This is a genomic window from Acinetobacter sp. V104_13, assembly GCF_031798995.1.
In the GTDB taxonomy this organism is placed as follows: Bacteria; Pseudomonadota; Gammaproteobacteria; order Pseudomonadales; family Moraxellaceae; genus Acinetobacter; species Acinetobacter pittii.
In genome coordinates this window covers 1,132,095-1,144,984 of the sequence record NZ_JAVQNP010000027.1, presented here as the reverse complement: position 1 = coordinate 1,144,984, position 12,890 = coordinate 1,132,095, and the positions used below count along the sequence as shown (strand labels likewise).

At 39.7% G+C, this 12,890-nt stretch carries 12 protein-coding genes; 8 read left to right on the top strand and 4 right to left on the bottom strand.

Annotation, left to right across the window (positions count from 1 at the left end; genetic code table 11):
* The 6 genes from argB to RMB06_RS18115 all read left to right on the top strand — a co-directional run bounded on the left by argB (window position 1) and on the right by RMB06_RS18115 (window position 5,010).
* Window positions 1-906, top strand: a complete 906-nt coding sequence (gene argB / locus RMB06_RS18140) for an acetylglutamate kinase (protein WP_002121716.1) — start codon at window positions 1-3, stop codon at window positions 904-906.
* 122 nt (window positions 907-1,028) lie between these two features.
* The gene (locus RMB06_RS18135; RefSeq protein ID WP_002121744.1) at window positions 1,029-1,811 is read left to right on the top strand and encodes a GNAT family N-acetyltransferase; all 783 of its coding nucleotides are present in this window, start codon (window positions 1,029-1,031) and stop codon (window positions 1,809-1,811) included.
* Between the two features lie 108 nt (window positions 1,812-1,919).
* Window positions 1,920-2,768, top strand: a complete 849-nt coding sequence (locus tag RMB06_RS18130) for a class II glutamine amidotransferase (RefSeq protein WP_064784257.1) — start codon at window positions 1,920-1,922, stop codon at window positions 2,766-2,768.
* Between the two features lie 251 nt (window positions 2,769-3,019).
* Window positions 3,020-3,475 carry a bacteriohemerythrin gene (locus tag RMB06_RS18125; RefSeq protein WP_002121698.1) on the top strand — a complete coding sequence of 152 codons (456 nt, stop codon included), beginning with the start codon at window positions 3,020-3,022 and terminating at the stop codon, window positions 3,473-3,475.
* A 153-nt stretch (window positions 3,476-3,628) separates the two neighbouring features.
* The gene (locus tag RMB06_RS18120) at window positions 3,629-4,696 is read left to right on the top strand and encodes a hypothetical protein (protein WP_130118783.1); all 1,068 of its coding nucleotides are present in this window, start codon (window positions 3,629-3,631) and stop codon (window positions 4,694-4,696) included.
* Complete coding sequence (locus tag RMB06_RS18115) at window positions 4,696-5,010, top strand: RnfH family protein (protein ID WP_064784259.1); 315 nt, start codon at window positions 4,696-4,698, stop codon at window positions 5,008-5,010. Before RMB06_RS18120 ends, RMB06_RS18115 begins: the two co-directional genes overlap by 1 nt.
* Before the next feature lie 64 nt (window positions 5,011-5,074).
* Here RMB06_RS18115 and RMB06_RS18110 read toward each other — a convergent pair whose 3' ends face one another.
* Complete coding sequence (locus RMB06_RS18110; protein ID WP_002121740.1) at window positions 5,075-5,473, bottom strand: outer membrane protein assembly factor BamE; 399 nt, start codon at window positions 5,471-5,473, stop codon at window positions 5,075-5,077.
* A gap of 111 nt (window positions 5,474-5,584) precedes the next feature.
* Between RMB06_RS18110 and fur the strand changes: the two genes are divergently transcribed.
* The gene (fur, locus tag RMB06_RS18105; RefSeq protein WP_002121758.1) at window positions 5,585-6,022 is read left to right on the top strand and encodes a ferric iron uptake transcriptional regulator; all 438 of its coding nucleotides are present in this window, start codon (window positions 5,585-5,587) and stop codon (window positions 6,020-6,022) included.
* A 69-nt stretch (window positions 6,023-6,091) separates the two neighbouring features.
* On the opposite strand, the gene RMB06_RS18100 is transcribed toward fur, so the two are convergent.
* Together RMB06_RS18100 and RMB06_RS18095 are read right to left on the bottom strand one after the other, a co-directional pair.
* Window positions 6,092-7,210, bottom strand: coding sequence for a PilT/PilU family type 4a pilus ATPase (locus RMB06_RS18100; RefSeq protein WP_005070855.1), 1,119 nt, complete (start codon window positions 7,208-7,210; stop codon window positions 6,092-6,094).
* 19 nt (window positions 7,211-7,229) lie between these two features.
* Complete coding sequence (locus RMB06_RS18095; protein ID WP_002121749.1) at window positions 7,230-8,267, bottom strand: type IV pilus twitching motility protein PilT; 1,038 nt, start codon at window positions 8,265-8,267, stop codon at window positions 7,230-7,232.
* 126 nt (window positions 8,268-8,393) lie between these two features.
* Here RMB06_RS18095 and RMB06_RS18090 point away from each other — a divergent pair, with 126 nt between their 5' ends.
* Window positions 8,394-9,086 carry a YggS family pyridoxal phosphate-dependent enzyme gene (locus RMB06_RS18090; RefSeq protein ID WP_311080687.1) on the top strand — a complete coding sequence of 231 codons (693 nt, stop codon included), beginning with the start codon at window positions 8,394-8,396 and terminating at the stop codon, window positions 9,084-9,086.
* Window positions 9,087-9,286: 200 nt separating this feature from the next.
* On the opposite strand, the gene RMB06_RS18085 is transcribed toward RMB06_RS18090, so the two are convergent.
* Window positions 9,287-12,883 (bottom strand): AAA family ATPase, encoded by a 3,597-nt coding sequence (locus RMB06_RS18085; protein ID WP_311080685.1) that lies wholly within the window; start codon window positions 12,881-12,883, stop codon window positions 9,287-9,289.
* Window positions 12,884-12,890: the final 7 nt, after the last annotated feature.

The window sequence follows — 12,890 nt, the reverse complement described above, 5'->3', positions numbered from 1 at the left end:
ATGCCACAACATCAGCATATCGGTGTCGACAAAGCAAAAATCTTGATTGAAGCTTTGCCGTATATTCAACGCTTTACTGGTAAAACGCTGGTGGTGAAATACGGTGGCAACGCAATGACTGATCCGGAGCTTGAAAGTTCATTTGCCCGAGACATCGTTTTACTTAAAACTGTAGGATTAAATCCGATTGTTGTTCACGGTGGTGGGCCGCAAGTGGATTCATTCTTAAAGCAGTTAGGCCGTGAATCTGACCGTATTGACGGTATGCGCGTAACTGATGCTGCAACCATGGAAGTGGTTGAAATGGTGTTGGGCGGCAGTGTAAATAAATCAATCGTTAATCTAATTAATAAACACGGTGGACGTGCGATTGGTTTAACAGGTAAAGACGGTAATTTACTTCGTGCCCGCAAATTGCTCATGGAAAAGCAAGAAGAAGATGGTTCTATCAAACATATCGACTTGGGTATGGTTGGTGAAGTCACTGGCGTTAAAACAGATGTATTGGAAATGTTCACCCAAAGTGACTTTATTCCAGTGATTGCACCGCTAGGTGTAGATGAAGAAGGCAATACTTATAATATTAACGCTGATTTAGTTGCAGGTAAGGTTGCAGAAGCTTTAGGCGCTGAGAAATTAATTTTGCTCACCAATATTAGCGGTGTGCTTGATGAAAATAAAAATCTGTTAACTGGCCTTACGACACAAGAAGTTGATCGCCTCATTGAAACAGGTGTGATCTATGGCGGTATGATTCCTAAGGTAGGCTGTGCACTTGATGCTGTTAAAGGTGGCGTTGTGAGTGCGCATATTGTTGACGGTCGTGTGCCACATGCCACATTACTTGAAATCTTCACTGATCATGGTGTTGGAACGCTGATTTCTAACCGTACTAAAACAGCTTAAGAAATCAGTTATTCTCAATAAAAAGATCACCCTAGGTGGTCTTTTTTTATACCATATTGATTTGGTCATTTTTTTGTCATGAGCTTTGACTAGTGTAGGGGGTGTCACTAGGAGCGTTCATTATGCTGGAAAAATTTAATCAATATCGCCAAACCTGGACTTTACCTTTAAATCGTCATAAAGCAATAAATCAGACGCAATTTCGTTTTGAGTGGGTTGATAATTTAAAAGAATTACAAGATGTACAACGGTTTCGTGCACAACAATTTAGCCAACAATTCGGAATCAAGTTTGAAGATAACTTAGACCAAGATATTTATGATTTTGGTTGCGAGCACGCAGTCTTACGTGAAAAGTGGACTGGAGAAATTGTAGCGTATACGCGTCTAAAACTATTTCAAGGCCACGAAATAGCACAGAGTTACAGCGCACATGAGTTTGATATAGTTCCTCAGTTATCGCATCTTCCAAATGTGTTAGAAATAGGCCGTACCTGTGTACATCCTCGCTTCCGTAATGGTAAAGCGTTATCTATGCTGTGGTTAAACCTTGCACCGAAAGTGCTATGGTCAATGCGTGCTAAATATTTAATGGGCTGTGTCAGTATTCATTTGCAAGATAATTTGGCTAGAGCGTACTACACGCATCGTCAGATTCAGCAGTTACCAGAAAGTAAAACGATTGATATCCGTTCGAAAAAAATCTATGAACCTGAATATCCTGAGTTTAGCTTCCCACAAGATGAACGTATGCCAAAGCTATTCCAAATGTATCTGAGCATGCAATCAAAACTATCGAAACAGGCTTTTTTTGATGAAGAGTTTAACTGTTTGGATTATTTTGTATTTCTTGAGGTGAATAAAGTCGCGACCTCATTTGTGATGAATAAAATGGTGCAGCGTTAATCATATTTTCTATTTTGTAATAGCCAGCACATATTGAGATTTGCAAGCACTTTTACTCTCATGCACAATAGAGCATATGGGGTAATTAGAAGTAGTTTAAAAAGCGATATGTGCCAGCTATTAGGAATGAATTGTGCAACACCAACGGATATCACTTTTTCCTTCCGTGGTTTTTCACAGCGTGCAGGAATTACCTCAGATCATAGTGATGGATTTGGTATTGCATTTTTCGAAGATAAGGCGTGCCGTTTATTCGTTGATAACCAATCAGCAGTTGAGTCTCCAATTGCCGATCTTATTCGTAATTATCCTATTAAATCACGCAACGTGATTGCACATATCCGCAAAGCTACTCAAGGTAAAATCACTTTAGAAAACTCTCATCCGTTTATTCGAGAATTGTGGGGGCGACACTGGATTTTTGCCCATAATGGTGATTTACATGACTTTAATCCGCCGTTAAGTGGACGTTTCACACCAGTAGGTAATACCGATAGTGAGCGTGCTTTTTGTTATTTGCTCGATCAACTCATTGAAGTATTTGGTTATGAAGAACCAAGTCTTGAACAGATATTTGAAGTATTAGAAAAGATTTCTCCGCAAATTGCGGAATACGGCACATTTAATTATTGTCTATCTAATGGCAAAGCATTATTTAGTTATGCCATTACTAAATTACATTGGCTCGTTCGTGAATATCCATTTAATCATGCTCATTTAATTGACTTAGATGTCGAAGTCGATTTTAGCCAGGTAACCACTCCAGAAGACCGTGTGGCAGTAATAACAACTGAACCTTTAACACATAACGAAAATTGGACAGCATACCAACCTGGTGAAATGATTTTATTTCAACATGGTAAACCAATTAAAAAAGCTATTACTTTTGTAGAAAGATTAAAGCGCGAACAGGAAAATCCTGAACTTAAACGTATTACGCGTGCAGATCAGTATTAATATAAAATACATTTAAAATATATGAATAAGGATGTTTATATATTTTTATCATTTAATAATAAAATAGTTTGTTCAAAAAATACTTTATTATTTTAGTTGGTTAATTTTAATTTAATATTTAAAAAACAATAACTTGAGTTAAATATAATTTTTATATGCTAAAGCCGACAAATTAGGTTTGTTTTTATTTATATTCTTTAAATATATCATGCAGTTTATGCAACGATCATTAATCATCATTGGGGAGATGTATGAAAATGAAATGGGCTTCAGAATATAATACGGGTATTGATGTTATTGATGAGCAACATAAACGAATACTTGATTATATTAATGAAATTGATGATGTAAAAGATGAAGAGGATAGACGTCGTATTAAAGATGTTCTAGACAATATTATCGATTATACGCAATCACATTTTACTTTCGAAGAAAGTTTGCAAGAGGAAGCTGATTATAAATATCGTGTACCTCATAAACGTGTACATGATTTATTTATTAAAAAAATAGAGCTATATCGTGAACGTTTTGAAATGGGACACACGATTGAAGCAGAATTACAAGAAATTTTGGCTAAATGGTTAATTAACCATATTCAACATGATGATGCCGATTATGTAGGAGCAGTAAAAGAAAATATGATGGGAATTATTAGAGAAAAAGAAAAGAAAAAAGGGAAAAACTGGTTTGCTCGGTTTTTCTCATAACCTGAAATAAAAATAACTCATAATTTCAGTTAGCGCGGCAAACTATCGATTCGGTAGTTTGCTTTTTTTATTGAGCAAACTTTGATTTTCAAGCATGACACGGGCAAAATATCTCTAGTCTTTTTCAAGGAATGCATAATGCAGGACATACCTATGTCACGATGGTTATCGCCCCTGATGGCGTTTTGCTTATCTTTCATCATTATGGCGACATTGGCACCCACAATGGGAATCCAGATTGATCGTCAACTCGATTTCTGGTTATTGTGGTTAGGCACGATGTTGTTATTGGCACTACCAGTTTGTTATTTGGAAATTGCTTTAGCAAAACGGTCGAAGACTACAGCCTTAAATGCTTTATCAAGTTTAACTCGTGAAGCAGATAGTTCCCCAAAATGGCGTTTGGTTGGCTGGCTTGCGGTTATTTTTATTCCATTTTTAGCTGGTAATGTATTAAGTACAGCTGGCAATTTACTGACTACACAACTTAATAATAGTGTTTCAGGGCAACTTGTTTTTGCTGGTCTTGCTGTTGTGGCCCTCATTTTATCCTTTATTCCACGTCAGATTTTAATTTTACTGATGACGGTTGGTGTAATTGCTTCTCTTGTTTTAGCTAACACGATGGGAACGACTTTACAGCCTTGGCATTGGACCAATGTTGAGTTTAAAGAGTGGGGTAATGCAACTGTACTTGCACTTGTTGCGAGTGGGCTAGGTTTAGGGCTTTACTGGCAAAATAGTGTAGGTGCGGTTCAGTCGCAAGAAGGTGCAACGAAAACTGTTCTTCCAATTTGGTTAGCTCAGTTAATTGCTGTGATTGCCTTTGGTTTCTTTTCTTTACAAGCACAGCTTCCTGTTTTTACTTGGATCTTTACCGCAGTAATGACAACAGCGTTATTTGTGCAATTGGCTAGAGAGCAGCTTGCTCAGCGTCAGCTTATGCCTATTTTACAGTGGGTGATTATTGTTGTAACGATTGCTGTTTGGGCTGTGCCTGAGCTTCATAACATCTTTACGCTGATTTTGATGCTTTGGGGATTACTCATTTGCTTGATCTATGCCATTTTTGCTGGCTGGATTATGAAAATTAGCCATTTGCGTAAATCTATGAATTTTAGCAATGAGTTGTTTTATAACTTATGGCGCATTGCGGTACGTATTGTATTGCCGCTTTCAATTGTGATTGCCATGATTGCGGTGATTGGACAAATTATCTGATGGAAAAAGCTCAGCAAGTGTGGGTTGCTTATGCAGCCCCAGAGCAACAGTTTTTAGTTGCTATTCCATTTGAAGCTGGTATGACTGCATTACAAGCAGTTGAGGTGAGTGGTTTGCAGACACAGATCAGTTTGCCTGAGCCATTACAACTTGGCATCTTTGGTGCAAAAGTTGAAGCACATGCGATTTTGCAAGCGGGTGATCGAGTTGAGGTTTATCGACCTTTAACCATTAATCCTAAAGATATACGTCGTAAACGCGCCGAGAAAAACCCTGTGGGGCGATATATTAAAAGTAATCGCTTTAAGCAATAAGCCCCATAAACAAAACCCCTCAAAGTATTTCACTTGAGGGGTTTATTTTTATTAGAAAAAACGATTATAGTGGTGGTGCAGTTAAAATCGCTTCTTTAGAAGCAGGTAAACCTGGTTGCGATTCTGGAATAGTTTCTAAACCTTCAATTTTAGTTACTGTGCCAGTGCCATCAAAGTAAATTTTTAAATGCTGACCATGTGCTGCGGGGATTTTTGCTTTTTTAGCATAAGTTCCCGGGATATAGTTGTAAATGTAGTCCCAACGTAGAGGATTGAGGGGATCAGTCACAGTTGGACTACCAAGCAAAAAACGCACTTGCTGGAAATTCATGCCGACTTGTACTTGAGAGGCTTGAGCTTTGGTCAATGGAGTCCCTTGAGGAATATCAACCTTATATACACCAAAGATTGAACAACCGGCAAGGAGTGAAGTGACTAATAACGTCAGCACGAGTTTTTGCATTTTGCTACACTATCCCAATAAATTATGATGCATTTGATCAAAGGATAGATCATACTTCATCTAAATTCTATTGCCTATTCCAACTTGAGATTTGTTGAGAGACCTTTTTTCATGCCTATTTCCAATCAAGATTTGCGCAAAGCTGGACTTAAAGTTACCCTTCCTCGAATTAAGATTTTGGAATTATTAGAAAATTCAAAACAACATCATCTTAGCGCTGAAGATATTTACAAGACTTTGTTAGAACAAGGGGAAGATGTCGGTCTTGCGACAGTTTACCGTGTGTTAACACAATTTGAAGCTGCAGGTATCATTCAGCGCCACCATTTCGAAAATAATCATTCTGTTTTCGAAATTATGCAAGAAGATCACCACGATCATTTGGTTTGCCATAATTGCAACAAAGTTATTGAATTTACTAATGATGTTATCGAGAAAGAACAGCATGCTGTAGCTGAGCAACATGGGTTTACCTTAACTGGTCACTCATTAAACCTCTACGGTTACTGTAACGAACCTGAATGTCAGGAAGTACTGCGCAAGAAATAATCGTTTTCACACAAAGAAAACAAATAAAAAAGGAAGGTTACGTTTAACCTTCCTTTTTTTATGAAGAAATTACTGTCTGTCGAAGGTTAAATGCTGATTTGTGCCTGCAATTTGCTCAGGACCTTCTTCGGCAAGCTTAATTGTTAAACGCAAATCGTTTGGTGAGTCGGCATGTTTTAATGCATCTTTGTAGGTAATTTGGCCCGACTTATAAAGATCAAACAGTGCTTGGTCAAAAGTTTGCATACCGAGTTCACGTGAGCGTTTCATTAAATCTTTAATTTCATGAATTTCGCCTTTACGAATATAGTCTGAAATTAATGGTGAGTTAATGAGAATCTCGATTGCGGCACGGCGCGAATTACCATCTGGAGTCGGAATAAGTTGCTGTGCAATCATGGCCTTTAAGTTAAGAGATAAGTCCATGTAGAGCTGACTGTGGCGGTCACTTTCAAAGAAGTGAATAATACGGTCAAGTGCTTGGTTGGCATTGTTCGCATGCATTGTGGCTAATACAAGGTGACCTGTTTCGGCGAAGCCAATCGCGTAGTCCATAACTTCACGAGAGCGAATCTCACCAATCAAGATTACATCGGGTGCTTGTCGCAACGTATTCTTTAAAGCAATTTCAAATGAGTCTGTATCGATCCCAACTTCACGTTGGGTAATGATGCAGCCAGCGTGTTCATGAATAAACTCGATAGGGTCTTCAATGGTAATGATATGACCTTTGGAGTTATGGTTACGATAGCTAATCATTGAAGCCAAAGATGTCGATTTACCTGTACCTGTTGCACCTACAAAAATAATGATGCCGCGTTTGGTCATCGATAAATCTTTAAGCACAGGTGGTAACTGCAAGTCATCAATTGAAGGAATTTTAGTTTCAATTCGACGTAGTACCATGCCGGGCATGTCACGCTGTTGAAAAGCACTCACACGAAAGCGGGCAGTTTTATCACGGTTCATAATGGCAAAGTTACATTCACGAGTCTCAGCAAATTCTTTGCGCTGTTTTTCACTCATGATGGAGTGTAATAGTTGTCCAATAATTTCGCCTGAAAGACTATTTTTTGAAATGGGAACAATTTGCCCGTTAATCTTCATCGATGGTGCAACGCCATCTGTAATAAAGAGGTCGGATGATTTTTTTTCAACCATGAGGTTGAGTAGGTCATTAAAATCCATATTTATTCTCTAGTTATTTTTATAGAAATGATTCTGGCTGTTTAGCAGCAGTACGAGCCGTTTGTGGGCTGATCACACCGCGAGACACCAGATTTTTTAAGCTTTGGTCGAGGGTGGTCATGCCATGATTTGCGCCAGTCTGAATAGCTGAGTACATTTGCGCGACTTTATTTTCACGAATTAAGTTACGAATGGCAGGAATACCAATCATGATTTCATGAGCTGCCACACGGCCGCCGCCATTCTTTTTAAGCAGGGTTTGTGAAATTACAGCCTGCAATGATTCAGAGAGCATGGCACGAACCATGTCTTTTTCTTCGGCTGGGAATACGTCAATTACACGGTCGATGGTTTTCGCAGCAGAAGTGGTATGCAGTGTGCCAAACACCAAATGACCTGTTTCGGCAGCAGTAAGTGCTAAACGAATAGTTTCGAGGTCACGCATCTCACCGACCAAAATAATATCTGGGTCTTCACGCAGTGCTGAACGTAGTGCCTCATTAAAGCCGTGTGTATCACGATGCACTTCACGTTGGTTAATCAGGCATTTCTTTGACTGATGTACAAATTCGATAGGGTCTTCAACCGTTAAAATATGGTCATAACGGTTTTCGTTGATGTAGTCCATCATCGCTGCAAGTGTGGTCGATTTACCAGAACCTGTTGGACCTGTTACCAGTACAATGCCGCGTGGATAGTCACAAATATCTTTAAAGATTTGACCTAAGCCTAAATCTTCCATGGTGAGTACTTTAGAGGGAATGGTACGAAAAACTGCACCCGCACCACGGTTTTGGTTAAATGCGTTTACACGGAAACGAGCAACGTTGGGTACTTCAAAAGAAAAGTCGGTTTCGAGTTTTTCTTCGTAGTCACGACGCTGTTTATCATTCATGATGTCGTAGACCAGACGATGAACATCTTTATGATCTAGAGCAGGTAAGTTAATGCGACGGACTTCACCATCCACGCGAATCATTGGTGGCATGCCAGCAGATAAGTGTAAATCGGACGCGCCATTTTTCACAGAGAAGGCGAGTAGCTCTGTAATATCCATAATTTCCCCAAGTAAATCAAAATATGTCATTATTTTGTAGAATAATATACGGCTTTCACCGAGGCTTACCAACACCTCGCTTTAGGTGAAAAGCAAAAAAGTTTTTTGAAAATGAGAACCTTGTCAATGAATTACCTGCAAGATGCGCGTCAGCACGTATTACAGAAAATCCAAAGTGCTTGTGAACATGCTCAACGTGCGCCTGAAACTGTGCAACTTTTAGCCGTATCAAAAACACATCCAAGTGAAAGTTTGCGTGAAATGTATGCAGCAGGACAAAGAGCATTTGGCGAAAACTATTTGCAAGAAGCTTTGGAAAAAATCGAAGCTTTACACGACTTAGACATTGAATGGCATTTTATTGGTCATGTTCAACGCAACAAGACGAAGCATTTGGCCGAGAAATTTGATTGGGTACATGGTGTAGATCGTTTAATTATTGCCGAGCGATTATCTAACCAACGTGGCGATGATCAATCTGCACTTAATATTTGTTTGCAAGTCAATATTGATGGGCAAGACAGTAAAGATGGTTGTGTACCAGATGAAGTTGCCGAGCTGGTTGCTCAAATCAGTCAATTACCAAAAATCAAGTTACGCGGTTTAATGGTCATTCCAGCACCTGACAATACTGCTGCATTTGCAGATGCTAAAGCCTTGTTTGATGCTGTGAAAGACCAACATGCCCACCCACAAGATTGGGATACTTTAAGTATGGGAATGTCGAGTGATTTAGAAGCTGCAATTGCTGCTGGTTCAACCATGGTTCGTGTAGGAACAGCCTTATTTGGTGCTAGAGACTATTCGCAAAAAGGCTGATGTAAGCTTTATCTTACAGAAATTGCGGCCTTTTGCGGCTATGGCAGACAACGTTTTTTTCGTACTATGAACTCATCAGGAAACAGGATGTTTCTAAGAATAACAATAAACAGTGATGAATGGATGCATACAGGTACGACAGGAGTTATACCAACGCAGAATCTAAAAAAGCCCCGACAGGATGTCGGGGCTTTTTAGTTTTAACCTACTACTTCAATGGTACTTGCACCCGCGCCGAGTGGTTTTACCTGAATTTGTACAGGAATACGTTCATGCATTTCTTGAATGTGTGAGATGAGAATGACTTGGCGTCCCTGATTTTGTAGTTGGTCTAGAGCATTCATGACCATATGTAAAGATGAGGCGTCTAAAGTACCAAATCCTTCATCAATAAACAGCGATTCAATTTTCATTGAGCCCGAGGCCATATTGGCAATCGCTAAAGACAAGGCAAGGGCTGTTAAGAACGACTCACCGCCAGACAAAGATGCAACAGAACGGGTTTCTCCATCCATGTCATGGTCAATAATCGCAAGGCTTAAAGACTGATCTAGGCGTTTTAGCGTATAGCGTTGAGACAGCATTGCCAGTTGCTGGTTGGCGTGTTCAACTAAAATATCTAAGTGATATTGCTGGGCATAGTCGCGGAACTCTTTTCCTTTGGCATCACCAATCAAGCCTGAAATTTTGCTCCAGCGATGTTCTTCTTGCTGAATATTTTGAATTTGCTCGGCATATTGTTGCTGTTTAGCCAGATTTTGCTGATGGACTTCGAGCTTAAGCTTCAGTTGATCACGTACTTCAAGCTGTGCTTTAAGCTCTGCAATATTGTCTTGAATGAGGCTAACAAGCTTTTCATGTTCAATATCTGGCTGAGTTTGTAAATGCTCACTTAATTGCTCTTGCATGGTCTTAAGGGCAGAAGAAGCTTCACTTAATAGACGCTCGGCATGATTAAGACGGTTACGAATGTCTTGCTCTTGGGCGGAATTAATCTGCATGAGCGCCGTAAGAGCAGATGCTTGAAAATCAGCATGGGCCTTTAACCAGTTTTGAATTTGCTCATCAACCTGCTGCTGATGTTGTGCAGTGTGTTGATGTTGATGCTTGAGCTGATCAAGTGCCTGTTTTTGCTGTTCAAAGTGTTGTCTGGTTTGTTCGAAACGCTGTTTAGCTTCGTGATATGCTGTTTGTTGCTGCTGACGTTTGGCATCGTGCTCAATTAACCATTCGTGCGGTTTAATGTCAGCGCGACCAGTCATTTGTTGAATGAGCGACACCGCTTTTTCATTATTCTGTTGGCCTTTAAGCGTAATGTCTTTGAGATTTTGATCGACCTCATCAATTTGCTTGGTCATTTGCTCAAGATTGGCAGCTAACATTTTAAGTTCTTGTTGCTGCTGTTCAAAACGCTGTGAAAGCTGTTCTTGTTGTTCAAGCTGCTTAGCGCGTGCGTCTAAAACTGACCAAGTCTGCTTAGCTGTTTGGCTACTTGCTTGCTGCCATGCATGCTGTTCGGCTTCAGATAAACACTCAACAATATGTTGAACTTGTTGTTGCCATTGCTGTGCTGTATTGAGCAAGCTTTCATTACGTTGAATCGTTTGAACGAGCTGATTATGCTGTTTAATTGCTTGGGCTAAACGCATGTTTTCTGAGTCAAATGAATTTATGGCAGTTTGCGTGGTTTGTCTGAGTTCGTTCAGCGTTAGCAAGATTTGTTCAGGAGCTTGATTAAGCTCAATATTTAACTGATTGAGGTTAAGCGCTTGCTCAAGTTCTTGCTGTAAGTTTGTTTGTTTTGCCTGAAGTTGAGCTAGATATTTCTGAACTTGCTCAAGCTCGGCACGACACTGGGTGAGGGCATGCTGTTGGGTTTGCCACGCATTAAATGTAGTTTGCTCTAGTGCTACTGCCTGTTGCTCTTGTTGTTGCTGCAAATCGAATAAAGCTTTAGAGACTGCACTGTCATCAACACGATAGGGATGATGTGTACTTCCACAAACTAAACACGCTTCACCTTCTTTAAGATTGGCCCGTAACTGCTCAATATTTTCGGTGTGTAGTAAACGCTGCTGTTGCAGGATGTACTGTAACTTTTCACGTTCAGTTTTTGCTGTTTGGTAGTCTTGTTCAGCTAACTGGCAAACAGTTTTAAGCTGCTGCTCTTGGGCTGAGACTTGAGTTTGTTTTTCAGAGAATTGCTGAAGCTCAGCGTATAGTTCATGATAAATTTTTATTTTCTGTTGAATCAGATCTAACTGCGTTATTTGAGCAAGTTTCTGATCTTTATCTTTACGTTGCTGTTCAAGCTTTAACTCAATTTGTTCAACTGTGCCGAGTGAAGCTGTGAGTTGTTCAACTTCACTTTTAGCTTCCGATAGCTTTTGGCGAGCAAGGGTAGGGTTACCGAGCTGTTGTTCAATCGTTTGGTAATTTTGAATAAATTGCCCGAGCTGATGTAGATGTGCTGAAAGGCCCTTGTCTAATACCGCATATTGCTGAGTTTGGGTAAGTTGTTGTTGTAGATAAACTTGGTTCTGCTCAAGCTGTACAATCTGCTGTTGCACAGTGTTTTGCTGTTGTTGCAATGGACTGAGTTTCTGCTCAAGTACATTTTTCTTTTCTTTGCACTTTTTATATTCATCGGCAATAAAGGCACGTTCTTGAATGGACTGTCGAACTTGATTTAAAGCTTGTTGATGCTGTTGCTCAAAATCGAGCGTTTGTTTGAGTTGTTGTTCTGCAAGTTGATATTGTTTTTGTTCCGTTTCAAAAAATTGCACCAACTCATTAAACTTGGTTTGCGCTTGCTGAATTTGCGGCTCAAGTTGTTGTAGCGTTTGTAAATTTTGAGATTGCTGAAAAACTTGTGGGCGTATTTCAGAGAAAACTTCGAGTCTTTTTAATTGCTCACGCTCACCAGCCAATTGTTGATGGTGATTTTGCTGGGTTTGAAACTGTTGTTGTTTCGCTTGAACTTCTTGTTCAAGTTTTGCTTTACGTTCAAACCATTGTTGCTGTTTGTCTAAGACATTTTTTTGTTGTTCTAACTGTTGATGATTTTGCTCGGCTTGCTGATATTGTTCGGTAAAAGCCGCAATATCTTCATCAGACAAAATTTCGATATGTCCTAAAAACTCTTCAAGCTGTTTACGCTGCTTTGCAATATCGGCTGTTTTACGAAAAGCCAATTCACCGATTTTGGCGAAAATGCTGGAGTTGGTCAGGTACTCAAGTAACTCACCACGCTCGCTGTCTCGTGCTTTTAAAAACGCGGTCACTTCTGACTGAGCAAGTAGTACAGCACGAGTAAACTGTTCAAAAGAAAGCTGGGTAATTTGTTTAACTTTTTCATCAACTGCTTTGGCTTTATCGGCAAGCACCACACCATCGGTTAGACATTTTAAATGGCGTTGCACGCTTTGTAATTTACCATTTGGGTTTTCACGTGCACGTTTAATTTCCCAGCGTGCCAAATAGCGTTTTTGATCTTGTGCGATAAAGCAAAGTTCCGCAAAACCATGTCCTGTACCACGGCGTAAGACAGTTAAAGGTGAGTTGGTCAATAACTCAGAACCATCAACATCTTTTAATTTGCCATCACTGTCTTTCAAGCGGGGTACCCGATTAAACAAAGCCAGACACATTGCATCTAAAATGGTTGACTTACCTGCGCCTGTTTTCCCTACAATTGCAATCAGACCTGCATGGGCGAGAGGCGCGCTTTCAAAATCAATAAAGTGTTCATCAGAAAGAGATGCCAGATTTTTTATTCGAATGGATAAAATTTTCATGACATAT

Excerpts from the sequence above, each read along its gene's own strand:
- fur (WP_002121758.1), top strand. The coding sequence starts at position 5,585 with ATGCCTATTTCCAATCAAGATTTGCGCAAAGCTGGACTTAAAGTTACC.
- RMB06_RS18110 (WP_002121740.1), bottom strand. The coding sequence starts at position 5,473 with ATGCAAAAACTCGTGCTGACGTTATTAGTCACTTCACTCCTTGCCGGT.
- RMB06_RS18120 (WP_130118783.1), top strand. The coding sequence starts at position 3,629 with ATGTCACGATGGTTATCGCCCCTGATGGCGTTTTGCTTATCTTTCATC.
- RMB06_RS18130 (WP_064784257.1), top strand. The coding sequence starts at position 1,920 with ATGTGCCAGCTATTAGGAATGAATTGTGCAACACCAACGGATATCACT.
- RMB06_RS18125 (WP_002121698.1), top strand. The coding sequence starts at position 3,020 with ATGAAAATGAAATGGGCTTCAGAATATAATACGGGTATTGATGTTATT.
- RMB06_RS18090 (WP_311080687.1), top strand. The coding sequence starts at position 8,394 with ATGAATTACCTGCAAGATGCGCGTCAGCACGTATTACAGAAAATCCAA.
- argB (WP_002121716.1), top strand. The coding sequence starts at position 1 with ATGCCACAACATCAGCATATCGGTGTCGACAAAGCAAAAATCTTGATT.
- RMB06_RS18100 (WP_005070855.1), bottom strand. The coding sequence starts at position 7,210 with ATGGATTTTAATGACCTACTCAACCTCATGGTTGAAAAAAAATCATCC.
- RMB06_RS18115 (WP_064784259.1), top strand. The coding sequence starts at position 4,696 with ATGGAAAAAGCTCAGCAAGTGTGGGTTGCTTATGCAGCCCCAGAGCAA.
- RMB06_RS18095 (WP_002121749.1), bottom strand. The coding sequence starts at position 8,267 with ATGGATATTACAGAGCTACTCGCCTTCTCTGTGAAAAATGGCGCGTCC.
- RMB06_RS18135 (WP_002121744.1), top strand. The coding sequence starts at position 1,029 with ATGCTGGAAAAATTTAATCAATATCGCCAAACCTGGACTTTACCTTTA.
- RMB06_RS18085 (WP_311080685.1), bottom strand. The coding sequence starts at position 12,883 with ATGAAAATTTTATCCATTCGAATAAAAAATCTGGCATCTCTTTCTGAT.